Consider the following 15,587-nt stretch of genomic DNA (forward strand, 5'->3'; position numbering starts at 1 on the left):
TCTCATTTGACCGAGAGCCGCGCCACGCCCTTGCTGATATGCGGCTCCAGCGCGACGGGCTTGCCCTGGTACTCCACCGCCACGTACTTGGCGTTGCCGAGCACCAACGAGAACGGCGGCTGCCCCTTGATTTCCTGCTGACTGCCGGCCGGCTTGACGCCGAAAGCGACGACCTCACCGCGACCGTCACGCACCTCTACCCACGCCGCCTGGGCAAAACTGAGCTTGAGGCCGTCAGCTGGCGCGGCTTCGGTTTTGAGCTCCGCAGCCGACTTAGGCTTGCTAGCTGCGGTGGCCTCGGCTTTGGGGTCTGCCTTGGTCTCGGCCTTGGCGTTGGCCTTGGCCGCGGGATCAGCGACCATGGCCACCGGGGCCCGCCCGTCAGGCGGCACGGTCGCGCTCGGCACGATGGCTGCGCCGGGCCTTTCTACAGCGCCCTGCGCCGGGATCACTGTGCTCGGCACCGTCAGCGGCGCCACTCCGGTCGACGCCGGCTCGCTAACGCTTGGCTGCAGCTCAGCAGCCGTACGCGGGGTTTCGCTGCCGGTCAGCGCCGCCAACTGCTCCCTCCAGAAGTCCTGCGGCACATAAAAATAGGCCAGCAGTGCCAGCACGAGCAATACCAGACCACCCACCACTGCCAGGTAGTCGCGCCTTTCAGCCCGATCGTCAGCCTGTGGCAAGTGCGAGCTGGTTCCGGCGGAAGCCTCCAGTTGCAGAGTCCGTTGCATGCGCGTCGCATCGAGCCCGCGCATCAGGGCATCAGCGTCCAGATTGAGCACGCGCGCGTAGTTGCGAACGAAGCCGCGAATCATCGTGTTGCCGGGCAAGGCGCCCCAGTCCTCGCTCTCGATCGCCTCCACTTGTCTCGGGGCGAGCTTCAGAGACTGCGCCACTTCGGGGACGCTAAGTTTCCTGGCTTCGCGCGCCGAACGCAGCTGCTGCCCGACGCCACCGGCATCGGCAAAGCCCTCTATCGAGGCGTTCCCGCCTTGCACACGAGGCTCGTCATCATTTGAAAACACGGATTGTTTACTCATTCGAAGTTGCCTTTCAGCAGTTCCTGAGCCTCGGGTGAAAGCGGGAATTTTCGCTTCAACTGGGCGCTATAGCGGGCTTCAGCCAGGCGATCGCCCAGCTTCCGCTCGACTCGCACGGCTAACCAGAGGGCCTCAGCATTGGGCTCGGTCTTGCGCAGCAGATCCGAAAGTTGCTGACCGGCAAGCTCTACCTGGCCGCGTCGGTAATTGATCTCCGCAAGCTGCAACAGTGCCTGCGGATTGTTCGGCCGGATGAGCAGACTGTGCTGTACGAAACCCTCGGCGGCATCCAGATCGCCGAGTTTCACGTAACAGGCACCGGCGTTCAGATAGGCCCGATCCGGGGTCTCATACAAGGCGTTTTTCATCGCTCGTTGCAAGTACGGCATGGCTTCCTTCTCTCTGCCAACCTGACAGAGAAACCAGCCATAGTTGTTGTTCAGCTCGGGATCGGTCGGGTCAAGGTTCAGCGCCTGCTGAAAGTCGCGGTCGGCAAGCGCCATCTCGCGGATGTTGTAAAGCACCAGTCCACGCGCACCATGCGCCGGCGCGTAGTCCGGATCGACGACGATGGCCATGGTCAGCTCTTCGAGTGCCACAGAGAAATTCTGGCTCTGCAAATAGAGCGAGCCCAACTCGGTATGCAGCTTGGCACGCGTGCGATTGTCGCGCGGTGGCGTCGGCCGTCGCGAGTCCGGCTCTTCCTCGGCTGGCTTTTGCTGCGTGCTCGGCGAAGACGAGAAGAGTCCCGACGAACAGGCGCTGACGCTCAGCAAGGCAATGATCCCGAGGACGGCGCGCCTCATCCGCAAACCTCATGACGATTCTGGTGCAGAACAAAGCTTCGCCGGGTCGTGCGCTGCGTGCGGTCGAGAACCTGCCCGGCGAGCTGACCACAGGCGGCATCGATGTCGTCGCCGCGCGTTTTGCGGGTCGTGGTCACCACCCCGGCAGACATCAGCAACTCGGCGAAACGCCGAATCCGCGGTGCAGGCGAGCGTCGATACGGCGATCCCGGAAAAGGGTTGAAGGGAATCAGGTTGAACTTGCAGGGGACGCCTCGGGTCAGCGCCAGCAGCTCGTGGGCGTGCGCTTCGGCGTCGTTGATGGCATCCAGCATCACATACTCGAAAGTCACAAAATCACGCGGCGCCTTTTCCAGGTAGCGCAGACAGGCCGGCATCAGTTCACGCAAAGGGTATTTCCGGTTGATTGGCACCAGCTCATCGCGCAAGCGGTCATTCGGCGCATGCAGGGAAACCGCCAAGGCCACCGGACATTCGTCACGCAATCGGTCCATCGCCGGCACCAGACCCGAGGTGGACACCGTGACCCGACGCCGTGATAAGCCGTAAGCATTATCGTCGAGCATCAGGCGCAAGGCCATCACCGTATTGTCGAGGTTGGCCAGCGGCTCACCCATACCCATCAATACGACATTGCTGACCACCCGCTCGACGGGGTTTGCCGCCGGCTGGTAAGCGCCGAGTGCATGCCGTGCCTGCCACAACTGCCCAATGATCTCGGCCGCCGTCAGGTTGCGATTGAAACCCTGCTTGCCGGTGGAACAGAAGGAACAATCAAGTGCACAGCCGGCCTGAGTCGAGATGCACAGCGTGCCGCGGTCGTCCTCGGGAATAAACACCGCCTCGACGGCGTTGCCACCACCGACATCGAACAGGAACTTGCGCGTACCGTCGTCGGCAACGCGGTCGGCGACGACTGTCGGCGGCGCCACCGTAGCCAGCCCTTTGAGTTTTTCGCGCAAGCTTCGCGCGATGTCGGTCATGGCGTCAAAATCACCCTGCCCGAAACGATGCATCCAGCGCAACACCTGCCTGGCGCGGAAAGGCTTCTCGCCGTGCGTGGCGAAAAAAAGCCGTCAGGCTGGCGGCATCGAGATCGAGCAGATTGACCATCGTGGGTGCAGAAACCTGCGATCTAGCGACCCGAGTAGACGGCCATGGCCGGGAAGAAGAAGGCGATTTCATTCTTCGCCGTATCTTCGCCATCGGAACCATGCACGGCGTTGGCGTCGATCGATTCGGCAAAATCAGCGCGGATCGTTCCCGGCTCCGCCTTCTTCGGGTCGGTCGCGCCCATCAACTCACGGTTCTTGGCAATGGCGCTCTCGCCTTCGAGCACCTGGATCATCACCGGCCCGGAGATCATGAACGAGACCAGGTCCTTGAAGAACGGACGCTCCTGGTGCACCGCGTAAAACGCGCCCGCTTCCTGCGGCGACAGCCAGGCCAGCTTGGCGGCGATCACCTTCAAGCCGTTGGTTTCAAAGCGGGAGTAGATCTTGCCGATGACGTTCTTGGCGACAGCGTCCGGCTTGATGATGGAAAGAGTACGTTCGATGGCCATAAATGATTCTCCAAACGGAAGATAGTAGAAAAAACAACAGCAAATCATATCGCTAGAAACACAACCTCATATTATACCAACACCCGGGTGCAAATCCGAAATTGCCGGAGCACGAAATTGAGGGGCTGGGAAAGGGTCAGCATCGTCAGCCAAGGCTGACAGCAGGGTGGTGCGCGCCCGGCTGACGGGTGCCGACGATCCGGATGCCGAGCGGCTCCAGGTGATGGGGCTTCCCGTGTTGCATCTGCCTTCCTCTTCCACACATGCCGTCACCAATACCTCGGAGGAAGCACAGACGGCGTTTCGCTCGCATTCGCCTGTGACGACGGCCTTCCCCGCATTAACGCCGGATCGGCTTCCGCATCACCCTTTTTGAGGCCTACTCGGTGTTCATGCATATCACGGCCTGCGGGGTCGCCAAGTCCCGTCCCCTCCGTCCCAGAACCGGTCCTGGAATCGGGCTATCGCCTTGTTGGCGACGGCAACATGACAAAAAGCTGCGGTGCCGAGTATTGTTGTGGAAAACCGCGGTCCGCCTTGGCATACGCGCACGATTTCCGTACAGCGATCATCGTCGGCCAGCCAGCCTCGCCCCTGGTGAGCGCCATTAAGGACCGCAAGGGGATGACAAGGCTCGGCAAAAAAGCGCGCGCACAGATTGCCTGTACGCGCGCCCGCAACGGACGCCCAGCGTCCGTTGCCTCACTTACATCATGCCCAACCTCGTCGGCAACCAGGTCGAGATGATCGGCACATAGGTGATCAGAACCAGGAAAGCCAGCATCGACAACAGCCATGGCCAAACCGCGATGGTAAGCTCGGTGATCCCCATCTTGGTGATCCCTGAAGCAACGTAGAGATTGAGGCCGACCGGCGGATGACACATGCCCACTTCCATGTTGACCACCATGAGAATGCCGAAGTGCACCGGGTCGATCCCCAGCGTCATCGCTACCGGAAAGAGAATCGGTGCGAAGATCAGCACGATCGACGACGGCTCCATGAAGTTGCCCGCCAGCAGCAGGATCACGTTTACCGCCAGAAGGAAGGCGATCACCCCCAGGCCGTGACCCAACATCCAGTCAGCAAGGGTTTGCGGGATGTTCTCGTTGGTCATGATGAACGAGAAGAGCACGGCGTTGGTAATGATGTAGAGCAGCATCGCCGACATGTTCGCCGAGTTGAGCAAGACCCGCGGCACATCGCTCAACGACAGGTCCTTGTAGACGAAGACGGCGACTATGAAGGCATAAACCGCGCTCATCGCCGCAGCCTCCGTCGGCGTGAACATGCCGCTGTAGATACCGCCCATGACGATAACGATCAACAGCAAACCCCAGGCTGATTCGCGGAACGCCTTCAAGCGCTCGACGAAGGATGCCTTGGCCATGCGCGGGTAGTTGTTGTTCTTCGCCCGATACCAGGTCACGCCACCGAGGACCATGGCCAGAGCAATTCCCGGAATAACGCCGGCCATGAACAGGGCGCCAACAGAGGTGTTGGTGGCCACCGAATACATGACCATGACGATCGACGGGGGGATCAGAATGCCCAATGCTCCGGAGGTGGTGATGACGCCCGCACCGAATCTCTTCGGAAAACCTGCCTTGACCATGGCCGGCATGAGGATCGAGCCAATGGCCACGACGGTCGCCGGCGACGATCCCGATACAGCCGCGAACAGCGCGCAGGCGAGAACACCGGCCAGGCCGAGGCCGCCGAACCAATGCCCGACCATGCTCGTCGCGAAGCGGATCATTCGTCGCGCCACCCCGCCGTGCGTCAAAAAGTTGCCGGCCAGGATGAAGAACGGAATGGCCATGATCTCGAATTTCTCGATCCCGGTGAACAGCTTGAGAGCGACGGCTTCCAAAGGCACTTGAGTAAATAGGAACAGGAAGCTGAGTACCGTCAGGCCGAGCGAAATCGAGATCGGCATGCCGGTGAGCATCAGACACAGGAGAATCGTGAAAATGATGATGGCGTTCATGGTTGCTGGTCTCCGTTGCCCGAACGATCTTCCGGATGCCGCTTCTCGTGAGTCCGGTCATGGGGATGCCGCTTGTCTTCCATGGCAACGCTCTGAATCTCGTCCGGAATCTCTTCCTCTTCGATGCCGTCAACATGGCCGTGGTCGTGGTGTGGCAACTCGCCGGTCTTGAGGAAACTCACCGTGACCTGCAGAAAGCGGAAACACATCAGCGACGAACCGAGCGGGATGGCACTGTAGACAACCCAGGTAGGCCACTCGAGATCGGGGGTCGTCGGCCCCGAAAACATGTCCGTGGTGTCCATGCCGAGAAACTGGAAGATCGCGTAGTGGGCACCGTTGTCCCACACGAAAGCCGCCCCAAGCGAACCGACAACGCCGGTAAACAGCGCCCCGGACAACATCCCGAAGACAATGAACCGGCCCCGGTTTCCTTCGCTCAAGCTGTTGATCAGCACGTCCACACCGACGTGGATACCGGTGCGCACACCATAGGCCGCGCCGAACTTGGCCATCCAGACGAACATGATGATGCACAGCTCCTGTGCCCATCCGACGTTCAGCCCGAGCAGCCAGTCCTGCACGATTGGAATCTGGTAACCGGCCGCGTAGCGATGCGCGACCGAGATGAAGATGATCGTCGTTGCCGCCCCCATGAGGAAGGTGATCAGCCATTCCTCCAGGTGATCGAGTATTCTCATTCGCAAGTCCCCCGACTGCCTGAAAAAAACCCGCTGGGCCAGGCGTCCCAACGGACTATCCCTTCAGCTTGCGCTGCGCTCAGAGCTTGCTTGGATCGAAGCCGGTCTCCTTGTATACGGACTGGAGAAGCTCTTTGCCGATGCGGGATGCCATCTCTTCATGGACCGGTATCAGCGCTTTCTTGAAGGCCTTGCGCTGTTCCGGCGTCGGCACGTGCACTGCGGTCTTGCCGCTCTTCTTCACTGCCTCCAGATCCTTGTCGTTCTGCTCCCTGGCGATCTTGTTGGCGTAGTCGGTAGACTCCTTCATCGCTGTTTCAAGCTGACCGCGAACGTCCGCCGGCAGACCATCCCAGAACTTCTTGTTGACGATCACCGCGTAACCCAGGTAACCGTGATCGGTAATCGCCAGATGCTTCTGGACTTCAAAGAACTTCTGGGTAAACAGGTTGGACATCGGGTTCTCAGTCCCATCGACAACGCCGGTTTGCAAAGCCTGATAGACCTCGGAGAAAGCCATCACCTGGGGAATCGCTTTCAGCGCGCGCATCTGCGCTTCAAGCACCTTGGACGACTGAATGCGCATCTTCTTGCCCTTCAGGTCTTCCGGCATCAGGATTGGCGTGTTGGCCGAAAACGATTTGAAGCCGTTGTCCCAGAACGCCAGGCCCGTGACGCCCTTCGGCTCCAGTTTTTTCAACAGACTCTTGCCGATATCGCCCTGCGTTACCTTATGCAGATCAGCGTAGTTGTCGAAGATGTACGGCAGATCGAAGACCTCGAACTCCTTGACGCCAAGCGGACCGAACTTGGCCAGCGACGGTGCAAGCATCTGCACGGCCCCCAGTTGCAGCGCTTCCAGTTCCTCCTTGTCCTTGTACAGGGTCGAATTGCCATACACCTCGACCTTCACCTTCCCCTTGGTCAGTTCGCCGGCGCGCTTGGCGAAGAATTCAGCACTCAGCCCCTTGGGCGTATCGTTGGCCACGACGTGGCTGAATTTGATGACGATCGGGTCCTCGGCCAAGGCCGCCAGTGGGGTCGCCGAAACGGCGAAGGCCATCACTCCGAGCAGCAAATTCGTAACTTTCACAGTCTCTCCTCCTTATGAAAACTTTTTAGTTAACAAAATTATTAGCCTGTTGCGATGGCGGATATTACAGGGACTGCTGCCGACGAACATTGTGGAAATCCACAGCCCACCGCGGCTGACGAAGATGGCGCGGGCGAGCCTGTCCGAAGCAAACGCCAACCGCCCATTCACGGCATGGTCATAGACCCCAGGAAGCGGCAGTCGACACCGCCATCACCGAGACTGCAGTCGCCAATGTGGCCCCCGGCGAGCGTGCAGCCCGGCCCGAATACAGGGATTTATGCACACCCCGCGGGCGATAACTTGCGTAAGATGGAGCGCCATGGAAGACGCACCCCTTCTGCACCAGAATGCGCTACGCCGGCCGGCGTCGCTGAACTGGTCGCAGTGGTATCTCTCGATTCTGAAAGGGGCGGTTGGTCTGCTTCTGATACTGCTCATCGCCTTGCTCTGGCTGCTACGCCAGAACGACATTGACGAACAGCGCTCGACCCTTATTGCCGACGTCCTCTGGCTCGAGCAGAGCGTCCGCTTTCACCTAGAGGGAAACTCCGAGCAGATACGGCAACTGGTCCTCGATTTGACGCGGGCAAAAGATAGAGACGCGCTCTTCGTTCTGCGGGCTCGCCACATTCTCAAGAATAACTCGGAACTCCTGCAGCTGCTCTGGCTTGATGCCGCGGCTGAAGCGGTGCACGGCATGCCAACGCAAAGCTTGCCACGACACGGCAAAGACGCTTCGGGCCAGGACCCGGTCAACCGCTCAATCGAACTCGCCCAGCTTGGCAAGCCAACCTACAGCGATGCCTACTGGGTGGATGACGCCGCGCAGTTCGAAGTCTACGTGCCCATTTTCGAGGAAGGCGAGCACCGCGGCACGCTGCTCGCCGTCTACTCGCTGAATCGCTTGCTCGAGCAGCAGGTTCCCTGGTGGTTCGCTGCCAAGTATCAAGTACGCGTTCTCGACGGCAATGGCAATCTCCTGGCCAGCAAGTCGAAGATCGATGCTGCATCAACCAAGCTCAGCTACCCGGTGATTTTCGACCCTCCAGGCTACGGCATGGTCTTGCAGGTCACTGCTTACCGCAGTGCCGGAAATCTTGCGCAAACGCTGATCGCTGCGCTGATAATCATTCTTGCAGCAGCCGTTTTCTGGAGTTTGTGGGCGGTGCGCGGCTTGATCCGCAGGCGCCTCGACGCCGAACAGGCCCTGCGCTCGGAGTACGCCTTCCGCAAGGCGATGGAAGACTCGTTGATGGTCGGCATGCGCGCGCGCAACATGGAAGGCCGGGTAAGTTACGTCAACCCGGCTTTCCTGCAAATGGTCGGCTTCACTGCCGACGAGCTGATCGGTCTGGCACCACCCATGCCCTACTGGGCACCGGAAGAAATGGAAAGAACGCTGCAACTACACAATGACGTTCTCGAAGGCAAGGCTCCGCACGAGGGATTCGAAATCCGCTTCATGCACAGGAATGGCAGCCGCTTCGACGCTCTCGTCTACGAAGCGCCTCTGATTGACGCGGACGGCGAGCAGACGGGCTGGATGGCGTCGATCATCGACGTCACGGCCCGCAAACACGCCGAGGAACTCGCCCAGCAACAGCAGGAAAAACTGCAGGTCACGGCACGACTGGTGACCATGGGCGAGATGGCTTCGACCTTGGCGCACGAACTCAATCAGCCGCTGGCAGCGATCACCAGCTATAACACCGGCTGCCTGAACAAGCTCGAATCAGGCAACTTCAGTACTGAAGAGCTGAAGGAAGCGCTCGGGAAACTGGCCGTTCAGGCGCAGCGCGCCGGCCACATCATCCGGCGCGTACACGACTTCGTGCGCAAGAGCGAACCCAAACGGGTGCTCTGCGATCTCGCGGAAGTGATCGACGACAGCGTCGGCTTCATCGACGGAGCAGCCAAGGCGCGCGGCGTCCATATCGTCCGCGAGATTCAGGGCATGCGCCCCGAACTGCTGGCCGATCCGGTAATGCTCGAGCAAGTGCTCCTCAACCTGATGCGCAACGGCATCGAAGCGATGCGCCACACCCCGTCCGAGCGACGGCGGCTGACCGTCAAGCTCAGCCAGCTCGACAGGCAGCAAATGGAAATCCGGGTCATCGATCACGGCCCCGGCATTCCTCCTGAAGTCGAAAACAAGCTGTTCACCCCCTTGTTCTCGACCAAGGCCGAGGGCATGGGCATGGGCCTGAACATCTGCCGCTCGATTATTGAAGTCCACCACGGCCGCCTGTGGGTTGAAGCCAACCCGGACGGCGGCTCGATTTTTATCATCACCCTGCCGATTGCCATGCAATGAATCCACACGCCTACCTCGTCGACGACGACGAAGCCATCCGCGACTCACTGAGCTGGCTACTCGAGTCGCGTGGTGTGCTCTGCCTGAGCTACCCCTCGGCTGAAGATTTCCTGGCCGCCTGGAACCCCTCGCTGCCGGGCTGCATCCTGCTCGACATCCGCATGGACGGGATGAGCGGGCCAGAGCTTTTTGAACTGCTTTGCGAGCGTGGCAGCACGCTGCCGGTGATCTTTCTCACCGGCCACGGCGACGTACCCATGGCCGTCTCGGCCCTCAAGCAAGGCGCTTTCGACTTCGTCGAAAAGCCCTGCAACGACAACGAGCTGGTCAATCGCGTCATTGAAGCCCTGCAGCTCGATGCAAACCAGCGCCTCGCCGCCGCCGATAGCGATTCGGTCAACAGTTTAAGCAGCCGCCTGACGACACGCGAAAAGCAGGTCATGGAACGGGTTCTGGCCGGCACCCTGAACAAGGTAATCGCTGACGAACTGCAGATCAGCATGCGCACCGTCGAAGTGCATCGTGCCAATCTTTTCGAAAAGATGGGCGTCCGCACAGCCGTCGAACTCGCGCAACTGCTGGCCGGCAAGCGCTGAGCCGCGGCGCGGTCAGCCGGTCGCCTGACCAATGCAGGCAGCCGGCTTCCCCGACAAAGCGAAGCCGGCAGGCGCTTGGCCATCACCTCTCTCCCAGAGAAGCTCGACACCTTCCTCCCCCGCGGCACAGGCAAAGGCGGCGTCAACGCCGAGTCCAGCAACCCAGGCCAGGCGCTCGCCGCAGCACAGCAGCGGCAGGCGCGCTCGTTCCCAGGGGGGCACGGCCGCTTCCTGCAACAGCTTGCGCAGAGTCCTTGCCGGGCGCCGAGCGTCGGGCCGCAAGCGCTCCCCACCTTGCCTGACCCGCAAAAAAACTGGCGCAGCAGCCAGCAGGCGGCGGCTGACACCTTTTCCGCTACGGCGCACGAAGGACACCCAGCCGTCGCCCCAGGGCAGCCTCAGCTCGCCATTCCAACTCACGGCAAGATTCCCAAGAGCCGGACAATGCGCAAAAATATACAACTTGCCCCGATAGGTATGAACTTCGCCATCCACAGTGGCGATGCAGGTCTGCGAAGCCGCCGCCGCTGTCTTCAGCTGGCGTAACGCCTCGTCGAGCCAGCGCGCCTCCGGGGCGCGAAAGCCGCTCGCCAGAAGTTCCGATCGCAGCAGGTTGCGCGCTCGCGCTGGCGAAAGCGCGTTGAAGCGCGCCAGATCAATCCGCCCACACTCACCAATCAGGGCAGCCCGATCGGCCTGCGCCAGTTCATCGAGAAGCTCTGTCGCCTCGGAAAAATGGCGCGCGGCACGCGCCAGTGCCTGAGCAGCGCCGGGAAAATGGACCGCAATGCGCGGCATGACTTCACGTCGCAAGTGGTTTCGGCGATAGTGGCAATCGGCATTGCTTTCGTCTTCGATCCAGGCCAGCGAATGCATTTCTGCATAGCGCAGGATCAGCGACCGCGAAACATCGAGGAGTGGGCGAATCAGGCGCGGGCCACGTGGCTGCGGCCGCTCGGCAGGCATTCCAGCGGCGCCGGCAACACCCGCTCCGCGCAGCAAACGGAAGAGAACCGTCTCGGCCTGATCATCGCGATGGTGGGCCAGCGCCAACCATTCGGCTCGACAGGCGGCAAACGCCGCATGACGCACGCGCCGCGCGGCGGCTTCCAAGCCCTCACCGCTGGCACGCGGCACCTCGACGCGATGGATTTCCAGCGGCACCTGCAGGCGCCGACAAAAATCGACGCAGAAAGCTGCCCAGGCAGCGGCATTGCTGCTCAGAGCGTGATCGACGTGCACCGCCGAGAGATCGACCTGCAGCCCGGAACGACGCAGGCAGTCGAGCGCGTGCAGCAAGACAACCGAGTCGACGCCCCCGGATAGACCGACGCACAGACGAGATCCAGACAGCAGTCGCGTTTCGAAAAACGCCGCAAGCGTCTGCAGAATCGGGGCGGCCGACGCTTGCGCCGCGCTGGTCTTAGCGGCGGGCCAGCTCTTTGACCCGGCCATAGGCCATCAGGCGCGCAAGGCGAGTCTTGAGCAAGTCGCGGGTCGGCACCGGTGCCAATTTCTGCAAAGCATTCTGCAAGGCTTCCTTGAGGTTTTTCGCCATCGCCTGATGAGCACGATGCGCACCACCGGTCGGCTCTTCGACGATGGCGTCGATCAAACCCAGCGCGAGCAAACGGGGCGCGGTGATACCCATGATTTCTGCGGCCGTGCTTGCTTTTTCGGCGCTCTTCCAGAGAATCGTCGCGCAACCCTCGGGCGAAATCACCGAGTAGGTCGAGTACTCCAGCATCTGCACCACATCGCCAACACCGATGGCCAGCGCGCCGCCCGAACCACCTTCACCGATGACGGTGACGATGATCGGCACTTTCAGCTCGGCCATTACGTAGAGATTGCGACCGATCGCCTCGGACTGCCCACGCTCTTCGGCGTCAATGCCCGGGTAGGCCCCAGGCGTATCGATGAAAGTCAACACCGGAATACGAAACTTCTCGGCCAGTCGCATAAGGCGTAAGGCCTTGCGATACCCCTCCGGACGCGGCATACCGAAGTTGCGGGCAATCTTCTCCTTGGTGTCGCGCCCTTTCTGGTGACCAATCACCATCACCGGCTGACCGTCGAAGCGGGCCAGGCCACCGACGATCGCGTGGTCGTCGGCAAAGGCCCGATCACCGTGCAACTCCTCGAAGTCGGTGAAGATCAGCGACAGGTAATCGAGCGTGTAAGGGCGCTGCGGATGGCGCGCCACCTGCGACACCTGCCAGGCCGAAAGCTTGGCATAGGTATCCTTGGTCAGGGTCTGGCTCTTCTTCTCGAGGCGGCCGATTTCATCGGAAATGTCGACCGCAGAATCGTCCTGAGCAAAGCGCAGCGCTTCAATCTTGCCTTCGAGATCGGCGATCGGTTGTTCAAAGTCGAGGAAACTGGTTTTCATCAGGCCCAACCGTATTGGTAAACATGTGGGTTTGCAACAACCCCGCATTCTACCGCGAAAGATCGCGCGGGACGCACGCCACAGCAATAGTACACGGCCACCGCCTGCGGCGGACGGCTCTCGTCAAGCGGGAAAAAATCGGGGCGCAGCCGAGCAAGCGCCGCGATGCGGAAATAAAGCCGCCGCTGGCCTCCAGGAGGTCAGCGGCGGACAAGTACTGCGTTCGGGTGGAGTGAATCGTGAAGCCGTGTGACTCCCTACCAACTCCACCCAGAGAGGCTAGATCCTACTTGATGACCAGTTCCGGCCCCATCAGAGCATACGGCAATACCGTCGACAGCCACGGCACATAGGTAATGATGACCAGAAAGATCATCAAGACGCCGACAAAGGGCATCGCCGCCTTCACTACCGTCGCCAGGCTCATGTTGGTAATCCCGGAGGTCACGAACAGGTTCAGCCCGATCGGCGGCGTGATCATGCCGATCTCCATGTTCACTACCATGATGATGCCCAGATGAATCGGATCCACTCCCAGTTCCATGGCAATCGGGAAGACCACCGGCGCGACGATCACCAGCAGACCAGAAGGCTCCATGAACTGGCCACCGATAAGCAGGAGGATGTTCACCGCAATCAGGAAGGTGAACCAGGTGAAGCCGGCCTGCAACATCCATGCGGTGATGTCCTGCGGGATACGTTCCGCCGACAGGGTATGCGCAAACAACAGGGCGTTGGCAATGATGAACATCAACATCACCGTGGTACGCGTCGCGTGCAGAATCGTCGCTCGCGACTCGGTGCCAAACAGCGCCGGAAAGAAGTTCTTGGCCAGCAAGAGCAGGTTTCGACGCCAGATGCCCAAACCACCCGTCACACACTTCGCTACTGAGCCATGCTCGCGGCCAACCTTGAACAGATAGCCGACGAAAATGGCAAGCGACATCCCCAAGCCCCACATGGCCCGGAGCTTGCCGGTAGCTTCCATGCCGTCAGTGGCGAAGAAGGACAGGATCATCCACACCATGAAGAAGGACACGGCGTAGACGCCAGCATTGAAACCGACACGGGCCGACTGGTGGTCCGAGGCCTCAACCCAGGGCGTCTCCTTCAGAGGTCCCATGTCACGGTAGACAAACAACGCGACGAGAATGGAGTAGACAGCTGCGACGACGGCGGCTTCGGTCGGCGTAAACACACCGCCGTAGATCCCGCCCATGATGATCACCACCAGGAACAGACCCCAGCCGGCTTCCTTGGCACCATCCAGAATCGCGCCGAAACCGCGCCACTCTTCCTTCGGCAGACCCTTGATCCGGGCAACGATGTAGATGGCGCCCATCAGCATAAAACCGGCCATCAATCCCGGGATGACGCCAGCCAGGAACATCCGGCCGACAGAAACGTCGGTTGCAGCCGCGTAAACCACCATCACGATCGACGGTGGAATCAGGATACCGAGGGTACCGGCGTTGCAGATGATACCTGCCGCGAACTCCTTCGAATAACCGACCTGACGCATGCCTGCGATGGCGATGGTACCGATCGCGACCACGGTCGCTGGCGACGACCCCGACAAGGCTGCAAACATCATGCAGGCCAGTACCGAGGCCATGGCCAAACCACCCTGGAAGTGCCCGACACTGGCGATCGCAAAATTAATCAGTCGCTTCCGCCACCCCCCCTGTCGACATGAACGCCGAGGCCAGGATGAAAAAACGGAATAGCCAGCAGCGTGTAGTTCTGCCCTGCACCAAAAAGCTGAATGGCCACCGACGACAGCGAGTCATGCGAAAAGAAAGCAACGAAAAGAATCGACGACAGACCCAGTGCAACGCCCACCGGGACGCCGATAAAGAGCAGCACAAGCACCATCACAAAAAGAAAGAGAGAGTTCATCCTAGGGTCCTTAGTCGTTTAGTCTTTCAAGATGTGCTTGTTCTCTTCGACCATGTCTTCTGCTTCATGGCCGCTGATGAGAAGTTTACGGCGACCGCCTGCGATATCGATAAAGGCCTGCAAGGATCGGAATGCCATCAGCGCGAGGCCCAGCGGAAGGATCAGCAACAGCAGCCAGCGGTGAATACGGGACTGAATGCCTAAGGCGTCCTGTATGAATCCCGGATAGTGCAGTTCTTCCGAGCCAATGCCGATCTTGTACATTTTCAGCCAGTACTCGATAGCGCCACCCTTGGTGTCAACACCGAGCAAGGCCACCCAGGATGCGTCGAGCAGTATCAGGCCGTAAAGCATGCAACACGCTGCGCCGATCAATGACAGCGCTTTGGTCATCGGCGCGGGGACGGCCTTGATGATGATGTCGACTCCCAGGTGCAGGCTGGTTCTCAGACCATAACCCATACCCAGAAGGATCAGCCAGGAAAAGGCCGTGGTATTGAATTCCAGTGCCCCTGACCAGCCGGTATTGAATCCGTAGCGGGCGATCACCTGGAAAAAGGCCACCGCCATGATCGAGGTGATGACCAGAACCAGAAGCGACTCCTCTGCGCTGGCCATCGCTTTCGGAAATTTCTTTTCGAGCGCCCAGAGGATCACCAAGAAAATAACTAAAACACCGTGGAACCAGTAAGCTCCCATGGCAAACACCCTATAGTGGTCCCTGGAAATCAGACAGTGGTTTAAGCTGTGCTCGGTCATAGGGAGCAAGAAGCGATGAGTGAAGTAGCGACGCGGAAGGTACATACGCCGGAGTTCAAGGCCAAGGTTGGTCTGGAAGCTGTACGTGGGGTCAAGACGATCAACGAGATTGGGCGGGAGTACGGCGTGCATCCTGTCCAGGTTGGGCAATGGAAGAAGGCCATCCAGGAGAATGCCAAGACGCTGTTTGAAGGTAAGCGCGGCCCCAAGCCAGCGGCGGCGCACCGTGAGCCAGAGCTGTTGTACAGCGAGATCGGCAAGTTGAAGATGGAACTCGACTGGCTCAAAAAAAAGTCTGGGATCAGCCTGCCGTGATACGGCATGGGTGGATCGACCCAGGCGAGCCCGTCGCCGTGGTGCAGCAATGCGCTCTGGCAGGGTTATGCCGAGCCACGGTCTATGCGCAGCGCCGGCCGCCGGTGGTCGATGC

General features: G+C 60.2%; 13 protein-coding genes and 2 pseudogenes. 3 read left to right on the top strand and 12 right to left on the bottom strand.

Annotation, left to right across the window (positions count from 1 at the left end; all coding sequences use genetic code 11):
• Nucleotides 1-2: 2 nt before the first annotated feature.
• The 7 genes and pseudogenes from E4Q23_RS16100 to E4Q23_RS16130 all read right to left on the bottom strand — a co-directional run bounded on the left by E4Q23_RS16100 (nucleotide 3) and on the right by E4Q23_RS16130 (nucleotide 7,194).
• The gene (locus tag E4Q23_RS16100; RefSeq protein ID WP_169067572.1) at nucleotides 3-1,040 is read right to left on the bottom strand and encodes a helix-turn-helix domain-containing protein; all 1,038 of its coding nucleotides are present in this window, start codon (nucleotides 1,038-1,040) and stop codon (nucleotides 3-5) included.
• Nucleotides 1,037-1,846, bottom strand: a complete 810-nt coding sequence (pilW, locus tag E4Q23_RS16105) for a type IV pilus biogenesis/stability protein PilW (protein WP_169067573.1) — start codon at nucleotides 1,844-1,846, stop codon at nucleotides 1,037-1,039. Before pilW ends, E4Q23_RS16100 begins: the two co-directional genes overlap by 4 nt.
• Nucleotides 1,843-2,959: pseudogene (gene rlmN / locus E4Q23_RS16110) on the bottom strand (23S rRNA (adenine(2503)-C(2))-methyltransferase RlmN). Before rlmN ends, pilW begins: the two are co-directional and overlap by 4 nt.
• Before the next feature lie 22 nt (nucleotides 2,960-2,981).
• On the bottom strand, nucleotides 2,982-3,410 hold the full coding sequence (ndk, locus tag E4Q23_RS16115; RefSeq protein WP_169067574.1) for a nucleoside-diphosphate kinase: 429 nt from the start codon (nucleotides 3,408-3,410) through the stop codon (nucleotides 2,982-2,984).
• Nucleotides 3,411-4,116: 706 nt separating this feature from the next.
• On the bottom strand, nucleotides 4,117-5,400 hold the full coding sequence (locus tag E4Q23_RS16120) for a TRAP transporter large permease (protein ID WP_169067575.1): 1,284 nt from the start codon (nucleotides 5,398-5,400) through the stop codon (nucleotides 4,117-4,119).
• Nucleotides 5,397-6,101 (bottom strand): TRAP transporter small permease, encoded by a 705-nt coding sequence (locus tag E4Q23_RS16125; RefSeq protein ID WP_169067576.1) that lies wholly within the window; start codon nucleotides 6,099-6,101, stop codon nucleotides 5,397-5,399. Before E4Q23_RS16125 ends, E4Q23_RS16120 begins: the two co-directional genes overlap by 4 nt.
• A gap of 79 nt (nucleotides 6,102-6,180) precedes the next feature.
• Nucleotides 6,181-7,194: a TRAP transporter substrate-binding protein gene (locus E4Q23_RS16130; protein WP_169067577.1), complete on the bottom strand. Its 1,014-nt coding sequence runs from the start codon at nucleotides 7,192-7,194 to the stop codon at nucleotides 6,181-6,183.
• Nucleotides 7,195-7,516: 322 nt separating this feature from the next.
• Here E4Q23_RS16130 and E4Q23_RS16135 point away from each other — a divergent pair, with 322 nt between their 5' ends.
• Both E4Q23_RS16135 and E4Q23_RS16140 read left to right on the top strand, forming a co-directional pair.
• A complete protein-coding gene (locus tag E4Q23_RS16135; protein WP_169067578.1) occupies nucleotides 7,517-9,511 on the top strand; it encodes a sensor histidine kinase in 1,995 nt (664 codons plus the stop codon).
• Nucleotides 9,508-10,107: a response regulator transcription factor gene (locus E4Q23_RS16140; RefSeq protein ID WP_169067579.1), complete on the top strand. Its 600-nt coding sequence runs from the start codon at nucleotides 9,508-9,510 to the stop codon at nucleotides 10,105-10,107. The genes E4Q23_RS16135 and E4Q23_RS16140 overlap by 4 nt, the downstream gene beginning before the upstream one ends.
• A gap of 12 nt (nucleotides 10,108-10,119) precedes the next feature.
• Here E4Q23_RS16140 and tilS read toward each other — a convergent pair whose 3' ends face one another.
• The 5 genes from tilS to E4Q23_RS16160 form a co-directional block, all read right to left on the bottom strand.
• Nucleotides 10,120-11,562 carry a tRNA lysidine(34) synthetase TilS gene (gene tilS, locus E4Q23_RS16145; RefSeq protein ID WP_169067580.1) on the bottom strand — a complete coding sequence of 481 codons (1,443 nt, stop codon included), beginning with the start codon at nucleotides 11,560-11,562 and terminating at the stop codon, nucleotides 10,120-10,122.
• Complete coding sequence (locus E4Q23_RS16150; protein WP_169067581.1) at nucleotides 11,531-12,499, bottom strand: acetyl-CoA carboxylase carboxyltransferase subunit alpha; 969 nt, start codon at nucleotides 12,497-12,499, stop codon at nucleotides 11,531-11,533. Before E4Q23_RS16150 ends, tilS begins: the two co-directional genes overlap by 32 nt.
• A 286-nt stretch (nucleotides 12,500-12,785) precedes the next feature.
• Nucleotides 12,786-14,165: a TRAP transporter large permease gene (locus E4Q23_RS24640; RefSeq protein ID WP_423753357.1), complete on the bottom strand. Its 1,380-nt coding sequence runs from the start codon at nucleotides 14,163-14,165 to the stop codon at nucleotides 12,786-12,788.
• Entirely contained in the window at nucleotides 14,162-14,398 is a 237-nt protein-coding gene (locus E4Q23_RS25330) for a TRAP transporter large permease subunit (RefSeq protein WP_423753354.1), read from the bottom strand. Before E4Q23_RS25330 ends, E4Q23_RS24640 begins: the two co-directional genes overlap by 4 nt.
• A gap of 18 nt (nucleotides 14,399-14,416) precedes the next feature.
• Nucleotides 14,417-15,097: a TRAP transporter small permease gene (locus tag E4Q23_RS16160; protein WP_169067582.1), complete on the bottom strand. Its 681-nt coding sequence runs from the start codon at nucleotides 15,095-15,097 to the stop codon at nucleotides 14,417-14,419.
• A gap of 75 nt (nucleotides 15,098-15,172) precedes the next feature.
• On the opposite strand from E4Q23_RS16160, the pseudogene E4Q23_RS16165 reads away from it, so the two are divergent.
• Nucleotides 15,173-15,587, top strand: a pseudogene (locus E4Q23_RS16165) (transposase); the annotation flags it as partial.

It is taken from the genome of Candidatus Accumulibacter phosphatis, from assembly GCF_012939955.1.
GTDB classification, from domain to species: domain Bacteria; phylum Pseudomonadota; class Gammaproteobacteria; order Burkholderiales; family Rhodocyclaceae; genus Accumulibacter; species Accumulibacter delftensis.

Bases quoted from the DNA above. Each gene is read 5' to 3' on its own strand.
- E4Q23_RS16135 (WP_169067578.1), top strand. From the start codon at position 7,517: ATGGAAGACGCACCCCTTCTGCACCAGAATGCGCTACGCCGGCCGGCG.
- pilW (WP_169067573.1), bottom strand. From the start codon at position 1,846: ATGAGGCGCGCCGTCCTCGGGATCATTGCCTTGCTGAGCGTCAGCGCC.
- E4Q23_RS16140 (WP_169067579.1), top strand. From the start codon at position 9,508: ATGAATCCACACGCCTACCTCGTCGACGACGACGAAGCCATCCGCGAC.
- tilS (WP_169067580.1), bottom strand. From the start codon at position 11,562: ATGGCCGGGTCAAAGAGCTGGCCCGCCGCTAAGACCAGCGCGGCGCAA.
- E4Q23_RS16120 (WP_169067575.1), bottom strand. From the start codon at position 5,400: ATGAACGCCATCATCATTTTCACGATTCTCCTGTGTCTGATGCTCACC.
- E4Q23_RS16160 (WP_169067582.1), bottom strand. From the start codon at position 15,097: ATGGGAGCTTACTGGTTCCACGGTGTTTTAGTTATTTTCTTGGTGATC.
- ndk (WP_169067574.1), bottom strand. From the start codon at position 3,410: ATGGCCATCGAACGTACTCTTTCCATCATCAAGCCGGACGCTGTCGCC.
- E4Q23_RS25330 (WP_423753354.1), bottom strand. From the start codon at position 14,398: ATGAACTCTCTCTTTCTTTTTGTGATGGTGCTTGTGCTGCTCTTTATC.
- E4Q23_RS16125 (WP_169067576.1), bottom strand. From the start codon at position 6,101: ATGAGAATACTCGATCACCTGGAGGAATGGCTGATCACCTTCCTCATG.
- E4Q23_RS16150 (WP_169067581.1), bottom strand. From the start codon at position 12,499: ATGAAAACCAGTTTCCTCGACTTTGAACAACCGATCGCCGATCTCGAA.
- E4Q23_RS16100 (WP_169067572.1), bottom strand. From the start codon at position 1,040: ATGAGTAAACAATCCGTGTTTTCAAATGATGACGAGCCTCGTGTGCAA.